Consider the following 25,268-nt stretch of genomic DNA (forward strand, 5'->3'; position numbering starts at 1 on the left):
AATAACCGCATAACACGAATACTCAAAAATGCAAAAAGAGCGTAATTTTGGTTTAGACTTATTGAGAGCCATAGCCATTACGTTAGTTGTTGTTTCCCATTTAACTTATGTATTTGTCCAGGAGTCTGATCACCCAATCATTTTAATGATTAGAACGTTAGGGGCTGTAGGTGTCGACTTGTTTTTTGTGTTGAGTGGTTTTCTTATTGGTGGCATTTTGTTAAAAGGTATTGAAAATGATCGCACCAGGTTTCCTGATTTGATTACTTTTTGGAAACGGCGGTGGTGGCGAACACTGCCCAATTACTTTTTAATGCTTCTGGTAAACATTGCCATCTATCATCTTTTTACTAAAGAATTGCCAATAGATATAGGTTCCTTTTTTGTCTTTACCCAAAATTTCGCGCATCCCCAATCTGAATTTTTCACAGAATCTTGGAGTTTGTCTATTGAGGAATATGCTTATTTAGTATTGCCCTTATTAATGTTTTGTGTGCTGGCCGTTTTTAGAACAAATGGTAAATTGGTCTTTTTATATACCACCTTAAGTGTGGTTTTTGTGGCCTTTTTACTTAAATATCAGTTCTATCTGAACACTGAAATATTAACGTATAAGAACTGGAGCGGAATGTTTAGAAAGGTGGTTATTTATAGGTTGGATTCTATTTACTTTGGGTTCTTACTTGTGTATGTCATGCGGCAAAAAATGGACTTTTTCAAACGACATAAATTCAAGGCGCTAGTCTTGGGTGGACTGACATTTTTAGCAGTCCACCTGAGCATCTTTATGTTAAATTTGCAGCCAGAATTGCATCCCGGATTTTTCGTGTTTTTATATTTGCCATTGATCTCGCTTAGTTGCGCATTAGCGTTTCCCTTTGCAGTACATATGAAACGAAGCGCTGGTTTTAATCCACTCGTTTATTTCGTGAGCACACGTTCTTACGCCATTTACTTGGTTAATTTTTCAGCTATTCTTTTATGCATCCATTATTTAATTGATCTTGAAACGGCTGCACTGGCCTTAAAGCTAGTGTTGAGTGTGGTCTATTTGGGAATGACCATTGGTATTTCCAATCTGATTTATAATTATTTTGAAAAACCAATTTTAGATTATCGGGATAGAAACATTCGTTGAATTTGATTTTCTCAACTGTTTTTGGGTTGTTGGCCAATCTAAAAATTATTAATTTAGTATTTTACATATCGCATTATTATAAATAGACTTGTATTTTGCTTAAATAATCAGCATTTATTGAATAATATGCAAGGCTTTTTTTGATATGGTTACTTATTTTCAAAAGTCTTCTAAATTTTGTAAATTTGCACTCCTCGAGACCTCGAGAACTAAATAAACAACAACCTTAAAATATACTCTATGGCATTTGATATTGACATGATTAAAAAAGTTTACAAAACTATGCCTGAACGTGTGGATAAAGCGCGTCAAATAGTTGGTAAACCTCTAACCTTATCTGAAAAGATTTTATATACCCATTTATGGGATGGAGAACCTACAAAAGCTTATACAAGAGGCAAGGATTATGTGGATTTTGCCCCAGATAGAATTGCATGTCAAGATGCTACGGCTCAAATGGCTTTGTTGCAGTTTATGCAAGCTGGTAAACCTAAGGTTGCAGTACCCACCACGGTACACTGCGACCATTTGATTCAAGCAAAACAAGGTGCTGCGCCAGATTTAAAGCGTGCTAATGAAACAAGTAGTGAGGTTTTTGACTTTTTAGCGTCAGTATCTAATAAATACGGTATTGGTTTCTGGAAACCAGGCGCAGGTATCATTCACCAAGTTGTATTGGAAAATTATGCATTCCCTGGCGGAATGATGATTGGTACGGATTCTCACACTGTTAACGCAGGTGGATTAGGAATGGTAGCAATTGGTGTTGGTGGTGCAGATGCTGTTGATGTGATGGCAGGAATGGCTTGGGAGTTGAAATTCCCTAAGCTTATCGGTGTTAAATTAACAGGAAGCCTTAACGGATGGACCGCCTCTAAAGATGTGATCTTAAAAGTGGCTGGAATCCTCACTGTAAAAGGTGGAACTGGTGCCATTGTAGAATACTTTGGCCCAGGTGCTAAAAACCTATCTTGTACAGGAAAAGGTACCATTTGTAATATGGGTGCTGAAATTGGAGCCACGACTTCAACTTTTGGTTATGACGATTCTATGGAGCGCTTCTTAAGAGCCACTGACCGTTCTGAGATTGCTGATGAAGCTAACAAAATCCGTGAATATCTTACTGGAGATCCTGAAGTTTACGAAAATCCAGAACAATATTTCGACCAAGTTATTGAAATTGATTTAGATGCCTTACGTCCGCATTTAAATGGTCCTTTTACGCCAGATTTAGCAACTCCAGTTGGAGAACTTGGTAAACTTGCGAGAGAAAAAGGATGGCCAATTAAAGTAGATTGGGGATTAATCGGATCTTGTACCAACTCTTCTTATGAAGATTTAACACGTGCAGCGTCTATTGCCAAGCAGGCCGTAGATAAAAAAATTGTCGCAAAATCAGATTTTGGGATTAACCCAGGTTCTGAGCAAATCCGCTATACAGCAGAGCGCGACGGTATTTTGAAAGTTTTTGAAGATTTAAATGCCACTATATTCACCAATGCTTGCGGACCATGTATCGGTCAGTGGGATAGAAGTGATTTAAAAGGTGAAGAAAAAAATACAATTGTACACTCGTTTAACCGTAACTTCTCAAAACGTGCTGATGGAAACCCAAATACCCATGCTTTTGTAGGTTCTCCAGAAATGGTAGCTGCCATTGCAATTTCTGGTCGTTTGGATTTTGATCCGATGAATGATACATTGATCAATGAAGATGGTGAAGAAGTGAAATTGGATGCACCACAAGGTATTGAATTGCCACCAAAAGGATTTGATGTTGAAGATGCAGGTTATGTTGAGCCAGTTGAAGATGGAAGTAAAGTAGATGTATCTGTGAGCCCAACTTCTGAACGTTTGCAATTATTGACACCATTTGAGCCAATAGGAAACTCTATTAAAGGAGCTAAACTATTGATTAAAGCATTTGGTAAATGTACAACTGACCATATTTCTATGGCGGGACCTTGGTTACGTTATAGAGGGCATTTAGATAATATTTCTAACAATATGCTTATTGGAGCGGTTAACGCTTTCGGAATGAAAACCAACTTCGTTAAAAATCAATTAACAGGTGAATATGGTGGCGTTCCTGACGTTGCAAGAGATTACAAAGCTAAAGGCATCTATTCTATAGTTGTGGGAGATCATAACTACGGTGAAGGTTCTTCTCGTGAGCACGCGGCAATGGAGCCAAGACATTTAGGTGTTGCGGCAGTATTGGTAAAATCATTTGCTCGTATCCATGAAACAAACTTGAAGAAACAAGGGATGTTAGGATTGACTTTTGCTAATGAAAGTGATTATGATTTAATCCAAGAAGATGATACTATCAATTTCTTAGATTTAGATCAATTCTCTCCAGAGAAGCCTTTAACATTAGAGTTTGTACACGCTGATGGAACAAAAGATATCATCGTTGCAAATCATACTTATAACCAATCTCAGATTGATTGGTATAATGAAGGATCTGCTTTAAACTTGATTAAAAAAGAGAATGCGTCTTAATTTGAGACCATAAATAATTTTTAAAAAACTCCTGATAGCCATCGGGAGTTTTTTTATTTTAAGGCTATGAAAATTTCAAAGAGTCAGCGTAACAATATTATTTTTTTGGGTATCATTTTGATCATGATCATTCCGCAAACGCGACAACCTATTCAAGTGTTTTTACAAAAGGGATTGGCCATGTTTAGTCCGTCTATTGTGGATGAAGAAGACCGCATCACTTTAAAAGATTACAATTGGCAATTGGTAGATGAACACGGTATGCGCTACGATTTTAATGAGGCTAAAGGGAAAGTGGTTTTTATCAATTTTTGGGCAACCTGGTGTCCGCCCTGTATTGCAGAAATGCCAAGTATGGAAAAGCTCTATCAAGATTATAAAGATGATATGGTGTTTCTTTTTGTGTCTAACGAACAGCAAGAGGTCATTTCAAAATTTAAGCAGAAAAATGACTACGATTTTTTAGTGCATGCTTCAATTACTGCAAATCCAGTACAGTTGGAAACTTCAGCTATTCCGAGAACCTTCGTCATCGATCAGCAAGGACATATTTTGATTGATAAAACAGGGGCTGCAGATTGGAATAGTAAAAAAGTAAGGGGTTTGTTGGATGAGCTTTTAAAACTTGAATAGCACTTTAAAAAAAGCCTTGATAAACGCCATGGAGAATAAGGATTTCATAATGGCCAGATCTTCTATAAAAGTAGTTTCTTCATCTAAAAACCGAAACATGGTTTGGATGGAGTTTTTCGAATAGAAGCGTTCAAAAATCCATACGCCTTTTTCGTTTTCATCGTGGAGCACTTTTAGAAATATCTTGTCGTAAAATTTATATTTCCTTTTGAATAGCTTGTGTGATGGTGCATGGCCAGCCTTAATATTGGCAATCAGCTTGGCTACGTTTTTTTCGGTATGCTTAAAGGAGTAGCCCGTAGAGCCTTTAACCCAACCGGCACCGGTACCAATTTTAGTGACGCTATTAGTGTGATACTTCCAGAAAAGGAAATCCGTCATCGGGATATTGCCCACTTCAGTTTCAATAATTCTATAATTTTCAAGATTATGTTCTTCTAAAAGATAGCGCTTTAAAAATGCATCGTAAATATCCGATGCTACAGTAAACGGAGTGAAAAAGGTATATTCCACGAGCGCTTTTGTTTCAGAAAAAGGAAGCAGATAAATAAAGCTCGTCGAATTTTTATACTGAAATCTGTAATCCATCATGGTAAAAGCTAACGGATTGAAACGCGGGGTATCGGTTTCAATAATCCAACCTTTAAAATGTTGGTGTATCAGGGTGTGCTCATCAGTCGCCGTATAAAATTCTTTTGGAACCCTGCTGTCAAAAATATGAGTTGCAGAATAGCTCTGTTTTTGTCCAATGACTTTAGCAGTTGTGCCTTCTTGAATTTCTGCTACCGTATCTTCTATAAATTTAATATTGGAATGCTTTGATAGTTGGGTTTTCGAAGCCTCATAAAATTCTAGCGATCTTATGGTTTTGTAACAGTATTCTTGAAGCGGAATTTCTAAAGATATTTCAGACGATTTAAATTTTGCCGTATGCCAAGTTTGTTCAACAATGGCATCCCATTGGCCGGCCCCTATTTCCCAAAAACTCCAGGTTTTATCATTACTATCTTTTGGGGAAGGATCAATGAGTCCAATAGTGTGCGATTTGAAAAACGGGTCTTTGGCAAGTTGTAGAGCCAATTGCAACCCAGCAAGACCATTTCCAATGATAATATAATCAAAAGACAATTTGTCTTGCATCATGATAACCTGCCTAAACTGTTTATTTTTTGAAATATTTAAATGGCACTACCAACATCCCAAAGCATTCCCCATCGTCCTTACCTAAATGTTTATGGTGCATCTTATGGGCGCGTCGCACGCCTTTGGCGTACCAATTATTAGCGTTTCTGAATATTTTAAAGCGTTGGTGTATAAAGATGTCGTGCACTGTAAAATAAGCGATGCCGTAAGCTAAGATGCCAAGTCCTAATGGCAGACAGTACCAAATGTTTTCATAGCTCCACAAATAGAAACAGATCATGCTGATAACCGCATAGAAAATAAAAAAGGCATCATTGCGCTCAAACCAACTTTTGTGATCTTTATGGTGATGATCCTTATGAAGGCTCCATAAAAAGCCATGCATGATGTACTTATGGGTAAACCACGCATTAAATTCCATGATGGCAAAAGTGCCAAAAAATATCAGTATCCAGAGAAAAATTTGCATGTCTAAATTTACATTAAATTGAGTTGGTATTTGACGTAACTTCGGGTTAAAAGTTCAAACTTTTTATAGTTGGGAACCCTAATTCTGGTCGATTTAATGTCCAACGCTGGGGTGTTTCTCAATTTCTTGAGGAGTTGGTTATAATATCTGTAAGCCATAAACACACCGAATTTGGCTTCAATTGGCAATTCCTTGATACCTTTTAGTCCCAAAGCAAAATCATGTTCAATATCATCAATGATAGCTTTTTTAGACATTTCATCCAAATGGTTCAAATTGGTATTCGGAAAATAGGTGCGACTTAAATCTTCATAATCAGCTTTCAGATCACGTAAAAAGTTGACCTTCTGAAAGGCGGAACCTAAACTCATTGCGCTTTCTTTGAGAACCTCGTATTGGGCATGATCGCCTTTTACAAATACCTTTAAACACATTAAGCCTACCACATCAGCTGAGCCGTAGATGTACATTTTATAATCGGCTTCCGTTAAATAGTCGCTTTTGTGTAAATCCAAGCGCATGCTTTCCATAAAAGAATCTACAAGATGCTTGTCAATATTGAACTTGTGATACGTTTCCTGAAAGGCATTCAGAATGGGGTTCAAACTGATTTTTTGCTCCAATGCCAATTCTAAATCTTCCTCAAAACGGTTAAACAGGGATTGCTTATTATAGTCATGAAAGGAATCGACAATCTCATCAGCAAAACGTACAAAACCATAGATATTGTAAATATCCTGACGTATACTATTGGCCAACATTTTGGTGGCAAGAGAAAATGACGTGCTGTAAGAGTTGGTCACGGCCTTACTACATCGATGGGAAACGGTATCAAATAGCTGTTTCATAATTTTTGAGGGTATGATGTTTCTTAATAAGCTCTGAAACCAATTTACCAGAAATGAGCGAAGGGGGTACTCCCGGTCCTGGTACGGTTAATTGTCCCGTAAAATAGAGATTCTTTACTTTTTTACTTTTTAATTTAGGTCTTAAAAAAGCGGTTTGGAACAGGGTGTTTGCCATTCCGTAGGCGTTGCCTTTATAAGAATTGTAATCTTGAATAAAGTCATTGACGCAGAATGACTCTTTAAATATAATATTTTTTCGGACACTTTGCGAAGTTAAGTTTTCAAACCTAGCGATAATCTTGTCAAAATAAAGGGTTCTCAATGCTGGAGTATCCTCTAATCCGGGAGCCAGTGGAATCAAGAAAATTCCCGCCTCCTGACCTTCAGGTGCCACCGTTTGATCAGTAAGCGAAGGGAAACTGGCGTAAAATAAAGGATCCTTGGGCCATTGTGGTGTATCGTATATTTCTTTGGCGTGCACTTCAAAATCGACATCAAAAAATAGTGTATGATGGTTCACATTGTTTAATTTCCTGTTAAAACCCACATAAAATAAGAGCGAAGAGGGCGCGAACACTTTCTTTTCCCAATACGTTTCAGAGTATTGGCGATGGGTGGCATCGAGCAAGGTTTCGGTGTGATGATAATCGGCACCGCTCAATACAATATCAAAAGGAAGAGTTTCGCCATTTGCTGTAATGCTCGTCACGTTTTCATTAGACACACTTATCTTATCAACTGATTGTTCAGTTTTAATGGTAACACCTAGACTAAGTGCTAATTGTTCCATAGCTAGAATGACTTGATACATTCCTTTTTTAGGATGAAAGGTGCCAATTCCGAAATCGGCATAATTCATAAAACTATAGAAGGATGGTGTGTTATCTGGTTTAGCGCCTAAAAAGAGGACGGGAAATTCTAAAATTTTTGCCAAGCGTTCATTTTTAAACTCCTTACGCACATCTTTTTTAATGGTGCTAAAAAATTGATCTAATTTTTTAATGGTCACAGGCGTCATCAACTCAAAAGGCGTTACACCCGGTCTGTACACCAAATCTTTTATGGCAACTTCATAATTGTGCTGCGCATTGTCGATAAATTTTCTAAGTTTTAACGAACTTCCTGGTTCTTCCTGTTCGAAGGTTTGACAAATTTTTTCTAATGTATCTGCAATGGTGATATAATCGTCCTTGCCGAAATAAACACTATAGGCGGGACTCAATTTATCGAGCTGATAGTAATCAGAAGGCTTTTTCCCAAAATCGGCAAAAAAACGTTCAAACACGTCGGGCATCCAATACCAGGTTGGACCGATATCAAAAGTAAATCCTTCTTTTTTAAGTTGTCTGGCGCGACCACCAATCGTTTTATTTTTTTCAAAAATGGTCACCTTGTAGCCGTCTTTCGCAAGATAGCAGGCAGCAGAGAGTGCAGAGAAACCAGAACCAATAATAGCAGTGTTGTTTTTCATTGTTTAACAAATGTATTAAAAAGTTAAACAAAAAACAATTTAATTTTATGAAATTGTGGCTACTAAATTGCCAATAGTTTTAAAAGTAGTGATGGAGGTTGGCAGGTTTTGGGAATCAATGTATTGGGTCATCTGCCCAAGTACCCATAATTGATTGTTGTTCCCGTTCAAGAGTTCAGACTCAAATTCGGCCAAATAGGAAGCCAATTCTTCTTTTACTGGTTTTATTGTGAAATAGGATAGAAACGTTATATCCTTGTAATAAGGTAAAATATCAGTTAAGCTACTAATAGGGACGCTTGATCCTAAAAAGATGGAACGATGGCCTTTTGCTACCAATTTATAATGAACAAACATCAACCCAATTTCGTGAATTTCATTGTCTGGTAAAAATAGCACAAAAGCATTGTTGTGTTCAATCTCGTTTTGCGCTTGTAGCATTTCCGTATTGATCAAAATCTTTTGACGAATGAGCGACGAAATGAAATGTTCATGGGCAGGGGTAATGGTGTCCGTTTGCCATAGTGTACCAATTTCTGAAAGCAAGGGTAAAAATAATTCATAAAAAACCTCAGATAATGATTTTGTTTTGATCAGTGCGTTGTAGGTTTTATTGAACAGCTCCTGATCAAAATCCAACATGGCCAATTTAAAAGTGTTGATGGCATGATTTTCAAGATGTCCCTTACTGGCCAATTCCCGCACTTGTAGGTGGATGTCCTGAGTAGATAGGGAAGCTATTTTTGAAATTTTGTGACCATTATTATTAAGGAAACTGATGTTCAATAATTTTTTTAAATGGTCTAAATTGTAGAATCTGATGTTGGTATCTGTACGTTCCGGTTCGAGCAATTGATAACGCTTTTCCCAAATTCTGATGGTGTGTGCCTTTATTCCTGTAAGGTGTTCTAAATCCTTTATACTGAATATGGTCTTAATATTGTTCATTCTTTTATAAAAAATATGAAACAAAATTACATTATTTTATGACAACTTGTTGAAGAAATTATAATTTAAACTAGTGATGGGATAAATAAGGATGAAAGCGGCAGAGGTGAAGTACTAAATCTGCATAATAGTGCGCACGAGAAGACTCGAACTTCCACGATCTAAGCGATCACCAGCCCCTCAAGCTGGCGCGTCTACCAATTCCGCCACGTGCGCATAATATATAAGTCTTATGAGCTCAAATTGATAATAGTATTCAATTTTGAGGTCTTGGTTGGTATCCAAAACAAATCTTCTAGGACTTTAGCGCTGCAAATATAAAAAATCAAATATTTTAATTTGGAAATTTTTAATTTACTTTTTAGTAAATCGGGTTTATTTCTGACTTTATTCTTTCTATAATGTCATAGTTGAGGTTTGGGTGCTCAATCTTAACACTTTGTACTATAAGGTTTGGTAATTGATATTGTTGAATTTAGTGCAACTCGTGATTACGCTACAAAAAATATGCATTGCAATCATTCGCCAAAATAGGAAGTGTTAAATTCTATCGCAAAAAAATGGATGCACCGTGTGGAAGAATCATCTGCGGAGTGCATAATAGAAACAAAACGCATTTGCACTTACTATTTATTTAAAATTAATACTATGAAATCAGTTTGGAACGGCACCGTAAGTTTTGGCCTTGTATCAATACCCATTAAAATGTATTCGGCTTCTGAAAGTCGAAACTTAGATTTGGACATGCTCGATAAACATGATCATGCACGCATTAGGTATAAAAGGGTAAATGAAGAAACCGGAGAGGAGGTAGAATGGAAGGATATCGTGAAAGGGTTTAAAAAGGACGATGCATACGTCATTTTGGAGAAAGAGGACTTTGAAAATGCGAATGTCAAGAAAAGTAAGACTATTGACATAGAGGAATTTGTAGAAGAGACTGAAGTGGCAGATATGCTGTTTAAAAATCCCTATTATCTCGAACCTCAAAAAGAAGGGGGTAAGGCTTATAACTTATTGCGGGACGCTCTCAAGAAAACCGGTAAGTTAGGTGTTGCCACCTTCGTGATGCGTCAAAAAGAAAATCTATCGCTGATTGGGGTTTATAAAAATGTAATTGTTTTGCACGTTATTCGATTCGCCGAAGAAATTCGCGATCCGAAGGAAGTGAAAATTCCGAAAACCAAAACTTCAGACAAGGAAATTGCCATGGCCGAGGACTTGATTGAAAATTACACCGAAAAATTTAATTTCAAAAAATACAAAGATGTTTACAATAGCCAATTGCTCAAAATTATTGAGTCTAAAGCTTCAGGCAAAAAAGTAAAGGTTGAAAAAACAAAGAGTGAGCCAACTGCAGCCAAAGATTTAATGGCCAAATTAAAAGCAAGTTTGGACCAACGCAAAAAGAAAGCCTCATAAATTATGAGCCTGCAAGATTACCGAAAGAAACGCAATTTCAAGGATACCCCTGAACCCAAGGATATTCTAAATGATGATGATAAGCATCGGTTTGTTGTTCAACGCCACCGTGCCAGCCATTTGCATTACGATTTGCGATTGGAAATGGAAGGGGTGCTAAAAAGCTGGGCAGTTCCGAAGGGGCCTTCCATGAATCCGAAAGACAAGCGCCTGGCTGTACACACTGAAGACCACCCCGTGGCCTATCTCACTTTTGAGGGGATCATTCCCAAAGGAAATTACGGCGCCGGTAAAATGACGATATGGGATAGTGGGGTTTATGAGAATCTTTATAAAGAGCATAATCTCAGTTCAGATTATGCCGAAGGAACATTAAAACTCGTTTTACACGGCGAAAAATTGAAAGGCATTTTTACCTTGGTGCGTTCGTCTTCAATGAATAAAAAGAACCAATGGTTATTGATTAAGCATGACGATCAATTTGCGACCGCATTAGATTACGATGCCGAAGATTTTAGCTTGGAAGCATTTTCTACTGAAGCTTCAGATCAGTCTGCACAACTTAGTTTAAAGTCCTTGGTCAAACCGATGCTGGCATCGCCAGGCACCAAGATTTTTAACGATAAAAACTGGATTTACGAACTGAAATACGATGGCTATCGAGCCTTGGCAACCATTACCAATGGCACGGTGGAGTTGTATTCTCGAAATGGCATTTCGTTAAATGAAAAATTTAAAGTTATTCATCAACAATTAGAGCATTTGGAGCATACAGCCATATTGGACGGTGAGATTGTGGTGTTGGACCAAACCGGTTTACCCCAATTTAATGCTTTACAAAATTATGACTCTGACCGGACGGAAGGTATCTTGGTTTATTATATTTTCGATTTACTTCACCTCAACGGTCACGACACCGTAAATCTGCCATTATTAGATAGGAAAGCGTTGCTAAAGGAGTTGTTGCCTGATGTGTCGCATATTCAGTATTGCGATCATGTGGAAGCTATGGGGATTACGGTGTACCAGCAGGCCATCAACATGGGTATGGAAGGGGTTATCGCCAAAAAAGCCGATTCAACTTATGACATCAATGTGCGTTCTTCTCAGTGGTTAAAATTCAAAAAAATTGAAAATACGGAAACCATCATTTGTGGCTACACGCTGTCTACCAACAAATCACGGAAATTTGCATCCCTTATTTTAGGAATGGTGGAAGATGATGAGCTTGTATATGTGGGTACCTGTGGCTCAGGATTTTCAGAAAATCAAATTTCTGAGCTTTACAACAAGTTTAAGGTACTGGAAACCGACACCCCAATATTTGATATTACTAAACATCTTAAAGGACGTAAAGCAGTTTGGTTGGTACCTAAATTAGTGTGTGAGGTCAAATTTTCTGAATGGACACCGTCCAGAGTGATGCGACATCCAGTTTTTTTAAGAATGAGGGAAGATAAAACCATTGCGTTTGATAGTCTTTCAAATGAAGAACCATCGCCTAAAAAACTATCGTCCTCTCACTCCGAATTTTCATTAGATATTGACGGTATAACCGTACAAATTACCAATCCCGATAAATTATACTGGCCCAATCCGCCGTTGACAAAGTATGATCTGCTCGATTACTACATCAAAATATCCGATTATATTTTGCCCTACCTCAAAGACCGACCGGAAAGTCTGCACCGGCACCCCAACGGCATTTTAGAAGATTCCTTCTATCAGAAAGACCATGAGAATCTACCAACCTGGATTGAAACCATCGAAATTCCGTCAAAATCTTCAGGTAAGCATATTAATTACCTGCTGTGTCAAAACCAGGCCACTTTACTTTATATGAATAATTTAGGCTGTATTGAATTGCATCCGTGGCATTCTACGATCTATCAGTTAAATCAGCCTGACTATGCCATCATTGATTTAGATCCGTCAACTGAAAACAGCTTTGAAGAGGTTATTGAAACCGCTTTAATGGTCAAACAAGTTTTGGATCGGGCAAAAATTAAAGGATTCTGTAAAACCTCAGGTGCGTCGGGACTTCATATATATATTCCCATGGGAGGGCTGTACACCTACGAAGAGGCACGCGATTTTACTAAACTGCTGTGTGTATTTGTCCATGAGGCCTTACCTGAAATTACAACATTAGAGCGCTCCTTAAAAAAACGCGGACCAAAAATTTATTTGGATTATTTGCAGAATAGGAAGGGGCAAACTATAGCATCAGCATATAGCGTGCGCCCTCAAAAACTAGCAACGGTTTCTACGCCTTTGCAATGGTCTGAAATTAAACCAGGGTTGGAAATTCAAGACTTTACAATGAAAACCGTACCAGATCGGTTGGCGACCATCAAAGATGTATTTAAAGGTGTACTGAAAAAAGGGATTGATATGGAACAAGCATTAAATAATCTGATGGAATCTTAAAAATGTATTTTTTGAGCGCTAATTATTTTTTATCGGATCCTATCTTAATCCCCTTATTAGGTAATTTTAATTGGAACTTTAAAACATATTTAAATATGAGCACTCAAGACAAAAATCAAAAAAAGGACGCGCCTAAAAAATCAGATCCAAGATCCGATTCTAAAAAAGCATCAACTACGTCAAAAGCGTCAACTCCAAAGAAAAAATAGAGCACTGTTTTTTTTAAAAACTGTAAACTCCTGATCAAATAATGATCAGGAGTTTGTTTTTTAAGTTCGATTTTGGCCTAATTTGATTTAGGTTAATAATTTGTTCATATGAGAAGATGAAAATTAAATTGAGGATGTAATTTTATATGAATTTAAAAACCAGGCTATTATGAAATGTCGTGCTGAAATATTGATGTTTTTTTTAATCATTTTGGTGACCTCATGCGATTTCGGGACCAATAATTCTCCAAGTCACAGTACTGAGGGGAGAACGGTTTCCGAGAATGAAGAAATCACTAATACTACTAATTATAAAAAGACAGGAAATTTTGATGCTTTAGATGAAGCAGGCATTGCTAATGGCAGAATTACAGATAGCTTGAATGAAAATTGGAATTTGGACAACCCTAAACGGAGAGAAACCTTGTATTCTCGTTTCAATATGAGTCCAGAACAAATAGAGCGTTATGAAAACGCCCTCCGTACATGGAGAGAATCGCAAAAGGATGATGCCTATAAGCTATTATCGGCCAACGAAAAAATTAAAGAAGAGAACCGGATATTAAAGACCATTTTAGACGGCGATCAATACGATCAGTACAGGCAATGGTCCAAGCTAAATGATTTGAGAAATTAATATATTATTTATTATGGTGGTTAAAAAACCCTTATTTACTTGAGGGTTTTTTTGTAGTCTAAAGTTATTTTTTGAGTGAATAAAGATAACGCGATATCTAAATTAAATGCACATTTGTAACCCTGATTGAATTAAACAAACTAAAACATTTTTGCTATGAATGATTTAAAAAGTTTTGAAATTCGGAATGGTCAGACTAAAAACGAACGTTATTTTAAAGGGTATATAGAGAAGCAACAATTGCCCTCGCGAATGCATTATTATGGATTTCAGTTACACTGCCATGATGCTATCAAAATAAATCTTCAGACAGAAAAAGAGTCGTCAGTCTATTTATGTATAAATCTTGCGGAAAAATCCCACTTAACCATGTCATGTGGCATTCAAGAATTTTCAGTGCCGCCTTATGCAAGTGTACTAGTGCCGTTTAAAAGGACAGAGACCGTTGCATTTCATTGTGACGTAAATAAACGATACGATTTTTTACTCTTAAAAATGGAAAAATCTGAATTAGACACAGATCAAACGGTATTACTCCAAAAGTTACAAGACCATGGTCTATTATTAGATGCATCCATAAATTCAAAAACTTTAGCTCCCAATCTAGCACTGTGCGAAATAGCGCGTACACTAAAAAAACTTGACAAGGCAACTTGTGAAAATAAATTTATTGCGAAAGGTTATTGTAATATTTTATTTGGGCTAAAATTAAAGGAACTGCTACAAATAAAGGAAACCTCTAGCAAGTTGCCACATTTACGAAATTTTGAGATTCAACAGTTGGAAGCGCTCACAAACACAATTAAAACATATCCGCACAGACAATACACCATTAAGAGCTTGTGCAAACAAACAGGTCTGTCTGTTTCTAAACTACAGTTAGGATTTAAGGAGATGCACAATTGTACGGTTGCTATTTTTATTAGAAACATCCGGTTAGAAAAAGCGTTGGACATGTTGCGCAATACAGATTTAAATGTGTCTGAAATAGTCTATTCTGTCGGATTGACCAGCAGAAGTTATTTTTGTAGAATATTTAAAAAACGATTTAAATGTTCACCTAAGACCTATCAGCAACAGTTGCGTCTTTCTGCAATGGCTTCTTAAATATCGATACTGTTGTATTTGGATGTAAAAAGCACATCATCAGAGGCACAAAGGCTCTCCAAGGGCCTGTAATTGTTTAAAAAATCTGTATAATGTTGCTTGTCTATAATTATAGGTCGCGCATGTTTTAAGTAAGATGTTGCATGTGTACTGGTATGGGAAAGAATACTATAACTGATAAATCCATCTTCCAAAATATTATATATGCCACCAAAGCAAAATATATGCTCATCTTTTATAGAGGTGTAATAGGATTGCATGATATTATTTTCAACTTCACCTGTATAAAACCCTGTAGCAACAATTAAACAGCGTCTATGTTTTAGAGGCTCGTAAAGCCATGATGTGTGTGATACTGATGCAGGAGCAATTTCCAAAGTGTTATAGAGCGATTGAAAACTTTTCCAACTGTCTTTATAACCATGAGGTAAAATACCCCAAATGCCATATTGAATCCGGTGTGGTGCATCAGCCGTCACAATACATACAGAAGCTTCCTTTCTACCATCAATGTGGTCTGTTGCTTTGTAGAGGTTATCATAGTCAAATTTAGAATGGAGATGTTCTTCAATCTCATGTAATGGTGCGTTATTTGAAATCTTATATAGCATACCATAAAATAAAGTGATAGTTAGGTTTTAGAGGTGTTGTAAAAGATAAATTTTTAGCCTTACCCGTCATTTCTGCTTATAGTAAATGTTCAGGCATAATGCATATAATGTTAATTATTTATTCGATTAGTTTTTTTAGGGATAGGACACATGTTGTTGATGATGAATACCTAATTTCAAGCTCATTAAATAAACAATAGAAAGGTTATGGATAACATCAAACATAAAGGAGACGGTCAATTGGAATCTAAATATGATTCAGGATTGGAAGACCGTTGGTCTACAATTAGAGAAGAATACAGGAGGCACTATCCAAGCATAACAGATAAGGATGTTGACTTTAGAACTGGAGAGTTTGACCTGTTGGCTCAAAACATTGCTAGAAGAACGAATAGAAGTCGCGATCAGGTCTTGGAAGAAATTAAAAACTGGCAGATGCAGTAGCAAATTAATTGAATCTATATAAAAAGTTTAATTTAAAAATACGATATAAAATGACATATAAAACTGATAAAAATGAATTTAATCCTGAACAGGATAAAGAGGTGAAAAAAGGGCCGCTTAAACCGGAGCATAAAAATCAATACGGAAAAACTTCTGACTCCAGAAAAGAACGCAATATGTCAGAACGGGTTACGGGTGAAAACAATCGTAAGGATACCAATAGATAGGAGGCATTTGTTGTTTGCTTTAAACAATTAACAATTGCGGTTGTTTACCTGCATATGGTCTTGTTTATATTCTACGCATACTGATAGCCATATCTCAATTGTATTTAATTGAGTTAACATCTAATTCTAAAGAGCAGTTATAGCGTATATTTTTGAATTAATTTTAGTGTAAGTTGCTGAATGTCAATCAGCGCATTATTAATCTAAATATTAAATCATGGCAGAAATTAAAATTGAAAAGAAAAAACCAGTATGGCCTTGGGTCATTCTAATTTTGGTGGTTTTGGCAATTATCGCTTACCTAGTGTATGACAACGATAATGATATGGATGATGATTTTGATGATGATTATTCTGAAGAACAAGTTATCGATTCGCTTAACACGCAATCCACTTATGATCCTTATAATAATAGTGATACATCATCTACCTATGACCAATTTACAGCATATGATGAAGCTATTTCCGACTCCACGAGGGTTGCAATCGACTCCTCATATACCAAAAATGCTTTTGCTAATTTAGCAAAGGTAGTGGTCCATAAAGCAGATGAGCATGCCATAGCAGAATCTCCGGCCTTAACAGATTTAAGAAATTTCTCATCCTTAAAAACATCTATTTCTACAACTACCAAGGAAACGGAAGGGTTTAAGAACTTTAAAACAGCCACTGATAAAATTGTTACGGTGATGGAAACTGTTCAGCAAAAAAGTTTTCCTTCATTACAAACGCAAATGGCCGATTTAAAGCAATCGGCATCTAAAATTGATGGTTCTAAAGCATTAAAAGAACAACAACATCAAATTTATACTTTTTTTAGACAGAGCAGGGACGTATTAAAAATGATGAACAATTAAAATTATATAACTATGGCAGAGCACAATAAACATCTCTATTATATCACTGAATTATCTGACTATAAAATTTCAGATGGTTATCCAGATGTAAGAGGTTGGGATGTAAAGGATATTGATAACCGCGTTATTGGTAAAGTAGATAATTTACTAGTGAATAAAGACGCAGAACGTGTCGTGTATTTAGACGTTGAGGTTGATAAAAGCATTATTGATTCTAAATATGATCCATACGGAAGACCAAATCAAACTGATATTAGGGAATTTGTAAATAAAGAAGGTGAAAACCATATTATCATCCCAATCGGTTTAGTAGATATCAACGAAGATTCAGATTTTATATATACAGATATTATTGATCATCGCACTTTTGCAGAGACCAAAAGATATCGCAAGGGCGACGTCATTGACAGAAGTTACGAGAATCAGGTTTTAGGTTCATATAGACGTCGACAGGATTACCGAAGGACAGATGATGTCACGCATGCAGATCGTGACCATCAATATGTAGAGGATAATCGTGTTGATCATAAAAGTAACCTATTACATGATGAGCAGCGTTTGAGAGAGATTATTCGGGATGAAATTAGAAAATATCATCATGATACCGATAAAATTAAAACCTACGGCACTGCTGAAGATTACTATCAAGCAACAGATGGCGATCATGATCAAACGTTTTCAAATGACGAAAGAGAGATGAGACGTCGTCGCGAGAATAACGACGTTTATGACGACGATAATTTTTATGAACGTCGCGAATTTGATGATAGACGGTTTAATAAACGTACGCCAGGCTTGTAATTAAGTCTATACTCGCGAATAAAAAAAGAGAATTTACACCCTGTTAATTCTCTTTTTTTTACTTTTTTAGTTACATCGGAACGAAACGATCAGCACCACATGGTTATGATATACTATTGTCTCCACTAATATCTATATAGAGCATTTACCCTTGAATTTGGATTGGGCATTTCTCCTTTTTCTAACAGATATACGTCGCCTCCGTTAAGAAAGGTGTTAATGGCTGCCAAATTCATTAAAGAAATTGTTGTGCCGTCATCACTACCTTCCAAAACTTTTATAACCTCGTTTTCCTTCGTGAAGACTCCTAAAATATCTTCGTTATTTTCACAAAACAAGGCTTCAATCTGTCCGTTTACGGCGGCAGGTAAAATTTCACCTATGCCAATGGCTATTTTTCCTTCACCTTGGTGTTCCAAAAAATGAGCTATTTTATCTTTTCGGGGTTTATCGAACACAGGTTCCATGCGCTCCCAAGCCATTTCGTGAATATCAAACATGTCCGTACTGTTAAAATCCACCACAAGATTCTCTTCCATAAGATGCGCATACGTGTTCACTTCTTTATACATATCAAATAGCGGCCTTTGTGCCACAATTAGCAATGGCATGGTATGATCTCTAAAAATTTCCTCCAAACCATCGTTTATTGCTCGAAAGTACTTTTTTATTTCATTCTTTCTCTTTCCTGTTGCTGCTTCCTGACCATGGTACATGGTCTGGCCAGAACCTGTTGCGCCTGATCTGAATTGAAGGTTTTTCTCTTCATAATCAAAACCTACACGGTCTTGTTTTGATGCTGGAATTAAATCTTCAATATCATATGCAGTAATACTATGTTTTGTGCACTCATATAATTTTACATCATCTCTATTTAATGATACTAAAAAGAAGCTACCATCACCTGTAAACATAGGCATTAATGGTTTTAAATAGAACGCATTTGAAACGTAGTTAAATTCCTGGAAATACACTGGTAGTGTATACTTATGAAAATCACCATCTGCAATAAATAGTGCCAGACCATCTGACTGCTCTCTCCAAAAAGAGGTATCTTCAATGAGCTTTTGGATGGGGTCTATAAATTTTGCGATGTCATCGGCATTGAGATCTTTCTTATCTAATTTATGTTTTACATCCTTTAACTGGTTCTTTAAAGCTAATGGATCTTGCTCTTGAAGCACTTTTTTACCTCCTCTATGGGTAGGAATAAAAATTGAAATACAAATGTTCTGGTTGACGTTGTGCAAATCCTCAATTTCCTTCTTCGTTATCAATGTCATTTTGTTTATTTTAACGGTTAATAATTCAAAAACAATAAATCGTACTTTTTTACAAAAAAAACAATTAAAATATTATAAAATACTGATTGTCAGTTGATAATATAAGCAAATTATATCACTATTCAAAGGTAATTGCCCATAAAGACCGATGATTGAAAATGCGGCTGTGACCATATTTGTTTTGACTGCAAATTTCTAATTATTGTCATAAATAAGGCGAACCAAGGTTAGGTTGTGGGTGGGTTTTATGCCATAGATGTGCATTGGGTTATAGTGATAGTAGAGTAGAAATTGATAGACCTACTTTCTAGGAATTGATTACGACAATTATTACGATGAAACATTTAGGACTAAAAAATCAGATATTGTCTTATCAGGATTTCGGAGTAATTGGTGCATTGGACAACCTCAAGCTGATTAAAAATCCAAAACTTAATAAGACAATACCGGCCATATAAGTTCTGGGTCCAATCATTTCTGGAGATGTCGCATAAAAATCGCGTATAAAGGCTGCCATTTGAGGGCCTACAATGCCACCAAACGACCATGCTGTGAGAATTACTCCGTAAATAATTGGCATATGCCTTGCTTTAAATACTTCCAATATATAAGAGGGCATCGCGCCAAAGCCACCGCCATAACAAAGAAGCACATAACACACCAAGCTGCCAAATATCCATGGGTTGGTGGTATTAATTAAAAACAGAAAAGCCACAATTTGCGATCCTAGAATCCATCTAAATACTTCAATTTGTCCAATTTTGTCCGATAACCCGCCCCAAAAGAATCGGCCAACGCCATTAAACAAAGCGCTGATAGCTATTAAAGAGCCACCAGCCATGGCGAGCGCTTCAGTGCTCATACTTTTGTCATGGCTCTTAAATAGGTCCTGAATCATTGGCGATTGCAAGCCTATAAATATAATTCCTGCTGAAATGTTCAGAAAAAACATGAACCACATCCCCAAAAATTTTATTGAGATTAGGCTTTTGTACAGGGTAAATTGTGCCTTTTCATCCTTTTGATCAATATTCAGGTCAGCAACCACAAATCCTTCAGGACTAAAGTTGTTGGGTGGATTTTGCATGCATAGCCCAGCGGGAACGCCAATGGCTAACACAACTAAGGCAATGTAGAAGAATACATGAATCATATTGCCTTCAGTAAGACGTATTAAAGTGGGTGCAATCAGTTTAGACATAAACAGTGCACCCAAGCCAAAGCCCATGACCACCATTCCCGTAACGAAACCTTTTTTGTCAGGAAACCATTTGGAGACAGTTGCTACAGGCGTAACATAGCCAAGACCCAAACCCATGCCACCAATGCCCCCAAAACCTATATAGAAAAGCGCTAAGCTATTAATCTGCATGGCATAGGCACTAAGTAGATACCCAAGACCGTATAGAAGAGCTCCAATGGAAGCCAGTTTTTTAGGTCCGTATTTTGGTAAAATGATGCCGCCAAGAGCCGCAGATAATCCAAGAAATAGAATAGACAGACTGAAGATCCACATAGTTTGTACATTGCTCCATCCGTAGGCTATGATTATCGGTTTTTGAAAGTAGCTCCATGCATAAACGGTTCCTAAAACCAGTTGCAGTAGGGTGCCCATAATTGCAATAAACCACCGATTGGTTAGGGTTTTAATCATAACTAGTAAAAATTAGGTTCAGGATAGGTTTGTCAAAAGAGGGTTGCATAAGTAGCCAAAAATACTAGTATTGACAAAGGTTTCATAATTTCTGCATTAGAAATTATGGCGGCCATGTAGAGTGTTGACTAGATAACTGCTTTTGAGTTTGTGAGTTTATCTATCTTGGTAAGACGCTGAGTGGTGTGCTGGCTATAGGTTTAGTCCTTTACCCATTTTAAATTCGGTAACAACCAATGCTCCAGTATTGCTAAGCTTTAATGAAGACACTATTATGCAAACTGAATATGTTATTAAACCCTATGTTTCAACACCAATACAGGAACTCGAGATTGGTAACCTAATTCTTGCACTAGAGGTTTGGAGAGCAATCTGCTAAAAAACGTTTTCTTTTGATGGATAAACGCCACAATATCACTGTCTCGGCTGTCAATAAATGCATTAATGCCCTCATGTACGCTAGCGCTTTCTACTTCATGAAAGCTATGCTCAATATCTTTAAAAAGCGCTGTTAACAACGCTTTATGTTGTAATTGCTCTTTGTTCAGTTGTGCAGTTTCCTTAACATATAACACACGTATGGTAGAGTGGTGCAATTGCGTGATATTGATGAGGTATTTGAGTTCACGTCGTTTAAACGGAATTCTAAAGTCTGTGGGAAAAACAATTTCTTTAGGTGCTAAAAGCCGAACATCTTCAGGGATGGCTAATACAGGGCAAGCCGTTATATTTTCCATGACGTCTATAGTGTTCATTCCAAAAATTACCGTCCTGGAACTGGTCACTCCCTTTGCACCCATAATGACTATATCAATATCGTTTTTTGAAATGACATCGTTAACGCCCCTTACAAGAGTGTTATTGGCCGCAATGGTATAATATTCGTGAATGGGATTTGGATCGTGCAGTCTAAGGATCTGTACCAGTTTTTTAAACTGCTCTTCCGTATGGGGCTTTTGGACATCAAAGGAACGCTGACCGGAATGTAGGTAAGAATATCCCTCAATACTGTAACTGTCTTCGTGGTACGTGTTCAAGAAATAAAACGTGCATTGACGATCCTTGTACAAATCTAATGCGTACCTAGCCGCATTTAATGCAGTTCTAGAAAAATCAGTAAGAAGAAGTATTCGTTTGTCCATATCCTAAATAGCTAATCCAAGCGCAAGAACCTACAAAATGAGGTCCAGGCACGATTAAAGGTTAAGATAGTGATTTAAAAGGGAATGGTAAATCAAAATTATGGAAAAATATGAGGCCTATAGTTTGATTGTTATCAATTTTAAAAGAAGTGTAAGGACAAAAATATGGAGATAAAAAAAACCTTGCCAATTTGATTATTAGCAAGGCTTAGTCATTGTAGTTCCACTTTGTGACCCGACTGGGGCTCGAACCCAGGACCCTAACATTAAAAGTGTTATGCTCTACCAACTGAGCTATCGAGTCAATGCCTCTGAGGAGGTCTATGTTTAATCTCATCAAGATGAAACCGTAAGATGAGGTTCCGTTCTAAAAGGAAAAAAACCTTGCTAATTTAAATTAACAAGGTTTAAAATAGTGTTTCCACTTTGTGACCCGACTGGGGCTCGAACCCAGGACCCTAACATTAAAAGTGTTATGCTCTACCAACTGAGCTATCGAGTCATTTCCCTAATGAGGGTGCAAATATAAAAGCTTTTATCAATATACCAAACCCTTTTTTAAATTAATTTTTTGTTTTTTTGCAATGGCTAAGGCTATGTTTTTAAGAATCAATTTATAACAAAGTTTATGAATATTATTATAATAGGTTATATGGGGTCAGGAAAATCGACCATAGGTAAAAACCTTTCCAAAATCCTTAACTATGACTTTATTGATTTGGATGATTACATTCAGGAAAAGGAGCATTTAACCATTCCGGAACTTTTTGAAAAGAAAGGTGAAATCTATTTTAGAAAGAAGGAACAACTATATTTAAAGGAGGTTTTAAAGGAGACCAATCTCGTGTTGTCATTGGGGGGTGGTACACCGTGTTATGGCACAAATATGGACACTGTTTTAGCTACTGACGGGGCGCGTAGTATCTATTTAAAAAGTTCCATTCCAAATCTTGTTCAGAGATTGACACCTGAAAAATTAACCAGACCTCTAATTGCACATATTCAAACCGATGAAGATTTAACAGAGTTTATAGGAAAACATCTCTTTGAGCGCTCATTTTATTATAACCAAAGCCATCACACTATAGTAACGGATCATAAATCAGTTCAACAAATAACAGAAGAAATAATAGCAGGGTTATTTTAAGAAGGCTTCGTATGTTTTACCTGTCAAGATGACTTCTACATGCTCATGTAATGATGTAGAAAGCGAAATACCCTTAAAATCGGCTTTAACTGGGAATTTCTTGTGATTCCGATTGACGAGTACCGCAGTCTTGAATTGTTTCAGAGGGACATTTAAAAAGTGTTTTACACCATAAATAAGGGTTGTACCAGAATTTAAAACATCATCTATGAGAACAATGGATTTGTTTGTGTATTCTGAAGCATCAATAGATGTAGTGATTGGGTTTAACGGACTTTTCTTGTCAATACCCACTTTACAAAGCACAGTATTTAAATCTGAAATCTTATCGAGGTTAGTTTTTAGCTTTTTGGCAAGAATATACCCGTTGGAATCAATGCCGGCCAGTATTACTTCAGTACCATCAACGTTGCTCTCATATATTTGATAGGCAATACGTCTTATCTTATGGTTAATTTCCTGATGGCTTAAGATTACTTGTTTAGACACGGTCATGCTAAGTTTTGTTTTTTCAAAGATAAATAAAGCGTTTATTTAATCCTCGTCATCCGTCTCATAAAATTCGTCTATGTCCCGTCTGTCCTTCTTGGTTGGTCGGCCAACACCTTTTTTACGGTAATAATCTTTAGAAAATTTTAAGAGTTCTTGCGCTTCAAAGGCTTCTTTTGGCGTAGTATCCGTTCTGTAAATATCAACCAATTTTGCTCCTAATCTACTTGCAGGAATATCATTAACGGTCAGCTGATAATTAATTTGATTTTTTCGCAATTCAATCTTATCGGTAGGAAAAACCTCCCTACTGGGTTTGGCCACTTGGCCGTTAATTTTGATATGACCCTTTTTACATGCTTCTGTAGCAATAGTGCGTGTTTTATAGTATCTGACGCACCATAGAAATTTGTCTATTCGCATATTAAAATTTTTAAAACAACGTTAATGTTGTTGTGCAAACATATTATATTATTGTATCTTGCCGGCAAAAATAAGCAATATTGAAACAATACTTAAGAATGGGTTTTACGCATACAAGGTAATGGTTTTGAGTTCAATGCAAATTGCTTTTGAAAATGAATAAAATTAAATTGATGAAATTAAAGACCTACGTCCTCTCAGCATTGTGTTTTTTAGTAGTAATGTCTTCCTGTAAAAAAGACGATGATGATAATTCACTAGAACTCATTCCAGAGCGTGACCGCGCAGAACAACAATTAGCAGATTTTGATTCTCTAAAAGTCTATTTGCAAACCCATTACTACAACCGTGCAACTTTTGAAGCTCCTGGCAATCATACCATAGCAGAACTTGTTATATCTGAATTGCCTAAAGATGATAGCGGCAATTACCAACCCATGCCTGATCCTGACACTAACCAATTGTTGAGTGAAGCCGTGAATATTGACGCGCCATTGACCACAACTTATATGGATACGGAATATCAATACTATATTTTAGAATTGAATAAAGGTGGAGGTGTTAATCCAAATTTTTCTGATATGGTAAGGTTGAATTATAACGGGTTTCTGACTGATGGAACCTCTTTTGATGGTACCGTTACACCTACCGATTTTGATTTGATGAATCTCATACCGGGTTGGAGAGAAGCTATCCCACAATTTAAAACCTCTGAAAGTTTTGTTGAGAATAATGATGGCACGGTAACCTTTGAAAATTATGGACTTGGAGTTATGTTTTTGCCTTCTGGGTTAGCTTATTTTGGTAATCCTACAGCTTCAATACCTGCATACTCCAATTTAAATTTTGCGTTTGAGTTGTACCAATCAGAAATTGCAGATCATGACGGTGACGGCATTCCTTCCTATATGGAAGATTTAGACGGTGATAAAAATCTGTTCAATGATGATACGGATGGTGATAATGTACCAAACTTTTTAGATTCAGATGATGATGCTGATCGTGTGTTAACCATTAACGAAATGACACGACAAACCTATACGGTTGACACCAACAATGGTGGACAAGAACCTGTATTGGCAGAAGGTGAATTTGAAAGGAGTAGAAGTATGAGTGCTGGCGTCATTACAATTAAGACACTTAAGATCGTAGATGCTGACGGTGATGGCGTTGATGATCATTTACAAAAGACAGTAACAACAGACTATAGTAAATAATATCGTTTCTCAAC

The 25,268-nt window shown here is 36.7% G+C and carries 24 protein-coding genes and 3 tRNA genes; 13 read left to right on the top strand and 14 right to left on the bottom strand.

The annotated features are described in order from the left end of the window. Window positions 1-28: 28 nt before the first annotated feature. From BXY82_RS13605 to BXY82_RS13615, 3 genes are all read left to right on the top strand, one after another. Window positions 29-1,138: an acyltransferase family protein gene (locus BXY82_RS13605; RefSeq protein WP_133758787.1), complete on the top strand. Its 1,110-nt coding sequence runs from the start codon at window positions 29-31 to the stop codon at window positions 1,136-1,138. Between the two features lie 240 nt (window positions 1,139-1,378). Beyond that, the gene (locus BXY82_RS13610; RefSeq protein WP_133758788.1) at window positions 1,379-3,643 is read left to right on the top strand and encodes an aconitate hydratase; all 2,265 of its coding nucleotides are present in this window, start codon (window positions 1,379-1,381) and stop codon (window positions 3,641-3,643) included. A 66-nt stretch (window positions 3,644-3,709) separates the two neighbouring features. After that, window positions 3,710-4,276, top strand: coding sequence for a TlpA family protein disulfide reductase (locus BXY82_RS13615; protein WP_133758789.1), 567 nt, complete (start codon window positions 3,710-3,712; stop codon window positions 4,274-4,276). On the opposite strand, the gene BXY82_RS13620 is transcribed toward BXY82_RS13615, so the two are convergent. The 6 genes from BXY82_RS13620 to BXY82_RS13645 all read right to left on the bottom strand — a co-directional run bounded on the left by BXY82_RS13620 (window position 4,262) and on the right by BXY82_RS13645 (window position 9,371). Further along, the gene (locus BXY82_RS13620) at window positions 4,262-5,419 is read right to left on the bottom strand and encodes a lycopene cyclase family protein (RefSeq protein WP_243835846.1); all 1,158 of its coding nucleotides are present in this window, start codon (window positions 5,417-5,419) and stop codon (window positions 4,262-4,264) included. The two genes, BXY82_RS13615 and BXY82_RS13620, sit on opposite strands and share 15 nt — an antisense overlap. Window positions 5,420-5,438: 19 nt before the next feature. Further along, window positions 5,439-5,888, bottom strand: coding sequence for a sterol desaturase family protein (locus BXY82_RS13625; RefSeq protein WP_133758790.1), 450 nt, complete (start codon window positions 5,886-5,888; stop codon window positions 5,439-5,441). A gap of 8 nt (window positions 5,889-5,896) precedes the next feature. Next, the gene (locus BXY82_RS13630; protein ID WP_133758791.1) at window positions 5,897-6,736 is read right to left on the bottom strand and encodes a phytoene/squalene synthase family protein; all 840 of its coding nucleotides are present in this window, start codon (window positions 6,734-6,736) and stop codon (window positions 5,897-5,899) included. Beyond that, a complete protein-coding gene (locus BXY82_RS13635; protein WP_133758792.1) occupies window positions 6,720-8,207 on the bottom strand; it encodes a phytoene desaturase family protein in 1,488 nt (495 codons plus the stop codon). Before BXY82_RS13635 ends, BXY82_RS13630 begins: the two co-directional genes overlap by 17 nt. A gap of 45 nt (window positions 8,208-8,252) precedes the next feature. Beyond that, a complete protein-coding gene (locus BXY82_RS13640; RefSeq protein WP_133758793.1) occupies window positions 8,253-9,155 on the bottom strand; it encodes a MerR family transcriptional regulator in 903 nt (300 codons plus the stop codon). Window positions 9,156-9,286: 131 nt separating this feature from the next. Next, a tRNA-Leu gene (locus BXY82_RS13645) sits at window positions 9,287-9,371 on the bottom strand. 432 nt (window positions 9,372-9,803) lie between these two features. On the opposite strand from BXY82_RS13645, the gene ku reads away from it, so the two are divergent. The 4 genes from ku (at window position 9,804) to BXY82_RS13665 (ending at window position 14,960) form a co-directional block, all read left to right on the top strand. After that, the gene (gene ku / locus BXY82_RS13650; RefSeq protein WP_133758794.1) at window positions 9,804-10,577 is read left to right on the top strand and encodes a non-homologous end joining protein Ku; all 774 of its coding nucleotides are present in this window, start codon (window positions 9,804-9,806) and stop codon (window positions 10,575-10,577) included. Between the two features lie 3 nt (window positions 10,578-10,580). Then, window positions 10,581-13,007 carry a DNA ligase D gene (gene ligD, locus BXY82_RS13655; RefSeq protein ID WP_133758795.1) on the top strand — a complete coding sequence of 809 codons (2,427 nt, stop codon included), beginning with the start codon at window positions 10,581-10,583 and terminating at the stop codon, window positions 13,005-13,007. A gap of 378 nt (window positions 13,008-13,385) precedes the next feature. Beyond that, window positions 13,386-13,853: a hypothetical protein gene (locus BXY82_RS13660; protein ID WP_133758796.1), complete on the top strand. Its 468-nt coding sequence runs from the start codon at window positions 13,386-13,388 to the stop codon at window positions 13,851-13,853. Window positions 13,854-14,009: 156 nt separating this feature from the next. Next, a complete protein-coding gene (locus tag BXY82_RS13665) occupies window positions 14,010-14,960 on the top strand; it encodes a helix-turn-helix transcriptional regulator (RefSeq protein ID WP_133758797.1) in 951 nt (316 codons plus the stop codon). On the opposite strand, the gene BXY82_RS13670 is transcribed toward BXY82_RS13665, so the two are convergent. Then, window positions 14,957-15,571, bottom strand: coding sequence for an SOS response-associated peptidase family protein (locus tag BXY82_RS13670; protein WP_133758798.1), 615 nt, complete (start codon window positions 15,569-15,571; stop codon window positions 14,957-14,959). The two genes, BXY82_RS13665 and BXY82_RS13670, sit on opposite strands and share 4 nt — an antisense overlap. Before the next feature lie 207 nt (window positions 15,572-15,778). Between BXY82_RS13670 and BXY82_RS13675 the strand changes: the two genes are divergently transcribed. The 4 genes from BXY82_RS13675 to BXY82_RS13685 all read left to right on the top strand — a co-directional run bounded on the left by BXY82_RS13675 (window position 15,779) and on the right by BXY82_RS13685 (window position 17,899). Next, the gene (locus tag BXY82_RS13675; protein ID WP_133758799.1) at window positions 15,779-16,015 is read left to right on the top strand and encodes a hypothetical protein; all 237 of its coding nucleotides are present in this window, start codon (window positions 15,779-15,781) and stop codon (window positions 16,013-16,015) included. A 50-nt stretch (window positions 16,016-16,065) separates the two neighbouring features. Then, on the top strand, window positions 16,066-16,242 hold the full coding sequence (locus BXY82_RS15495) for a hypothetical protein (RefSeq protein ID WP_166643308.1): 177 nt from the start codon (window positions 16,066-16,068) through the stop codon (window positions 16,240-16,242). Between the two features lie 217 nt (window positions 16,243-16,459). Beyond that, the gene (locus tag BXY82_RS13680) at window positions 16,460-17,098 is read left to right on the top strand and encodes a hypothetical protein (protein ID WP_133758800.1); all 639 of its coding nucleotides are present in this window, start codon (window positions 16,460-16,462) and stop codon (window positions 17,096-17,098) included. Window positions 17,099-17,110: 12 nt separating this feature from the next. After that, window positions 17,111-17,899 carry a YlmC/YmxH family sporulation protein gene (locus tag BXY82_RS13685; RefSeq protein WP_133758801.1) on the top strand — a complete coding sequence of 263 codons (789 nt, stop codon included), beginning with the start codon at window positions 17,111-17,113 and terminating at the stop codon, window positions 17,897-17,899. Window positions 17,900-18,024: 125 nt separating this feature from the next. Here BXY82_RS13685 and BXY82_RS13690 read toward each other — a convergent pair whose 3' ends face one another. From BXY82_RS13690 to BXY82_RS13710, 5 genes are all read right to left on the bottom strand, one after another. After that, window positions 18,025-19,182 (bottom strand): baeRF7 domain-containing protein, encoded by a 1,158-nt coding sequence (locus BXY82_RS13690; protein WP_133758802.1) that lies wholly within the window; start codon window positions 19,180-19,182, stop codon window positions 18,025-18,027. A gap of 373 nt (window positions 19,183-19,555) precedes the next feature. Next, a complete protein-coding gene (locus tag BXY82_RS13695) occupies window positions 19,556-20,836 on the bottom strand; it encodes an MFS transporter (RefSeq protein ID WP_133758803.1) in 1,281 nt (426 codons plus the stop codon). Window positions 20,837-21,129: 293 nt separating this feature from the next. Next, a complete protein-coding gene (locus BXY82_RS13700; RefSeq protein ID WP_133758804.1) occupies window positions 21,130-21,978 on the bottom strand; it encodes a universal stress protein in 849 nt (282 codons plus the stop codon). A gap of 231 nt (window positions 21,979-22,209) precedes the next feature. Next, window positions 22,210-22,282, bottom strand: a tRNA-Lys gene (locus BXY82_RS13705). A gap of 125 nt (window positions 22,283-22,407) precedes the next feature. Next, window positions 22,408-22,480: transfer RNA gene (locus tag BXY82_RS13710), tRNA-Lys, on the bottom strand. A 126-nt stretch (window positions 22,481-22,606) separates the two neighbouring features. Between BXY82_RS13710 and BXY82_RS13715 the strand changes: the two genes are divergently transcribed. Continuing rightward, window positions 22,607-23,125 (top strand): shikimate kinase, encoded by a 519-nt coding sequence (locus tag BXY82_RS13715; protein WP_133758805.1) that lies wholly within the window; start codon window positions 22,607-22,609, stop codon window positions 23,123-23,125. On the opposite strand, the gene BXY82_RS13720 is transcribed toward BXY82_RS13715, so the two are convergent. Together BXY82_RS13720 and BXY82_RS13725 are read right to left on the bottom strand one after the other, a co-directional pair. Further along, window positions 23,117-23,620: a phosphoribosyltransferase family protein gene (locus tag BXY82_RS13720; protein ID WP_133758806.1), complete on the bottom strand. Its 504-nt coding sequence runs from the start codon at window positions 23,618-23,620 to the stop codon at window positions 23,117-23,119. The genes BXY82_RS13715 and BXY82_RS13720 overlap by 9 nt on opposite strands. A 39-nt stretch (window positions 23,621-23,659) precedes the next feature. Continuing rightward, a complete protein-coding gene (locus tag BXY82_RS13725) occupies window positions 23,660-24,037 on the bottom strand; it encodes an RNA-binding S4 domain-containing protein (RefSeq protein WP_133758807.1) in 378 nt (125 codons plus the stop codon). Window positions 24,038-24,192: 155 nt separating this feature from the next. Between BXY82_RS13725 and BXY82_RS13730 the strand changes: the two genes are divergently transcribed. Then, window positions 24,193-25,254: an FKBP-type peptidyl-prolyl cis-trans isomerase gene (locus tag BXY82_RS13730; RefSeq protein WP_133758808.1), complete on the top strand. Its 1,062-nt coding sequence runs from the start codon at window positions 24,193-24,195 to the stop codon at window positions 25,252-25,254. Window positions 25,255-25,268: the final 14 nt, after the last annotated feature.

Origin of the sequence: Gelidibacter sediminis, from assembly GCF_004364975.1 — a bacterium.
Taxonomy (GTDB): Bacteria; Bacteroidota; Bacteroidia; order Flavobacteriales; family Flavobacteriaceae; genus Gelidibacter; species Gelidibacter sediminis.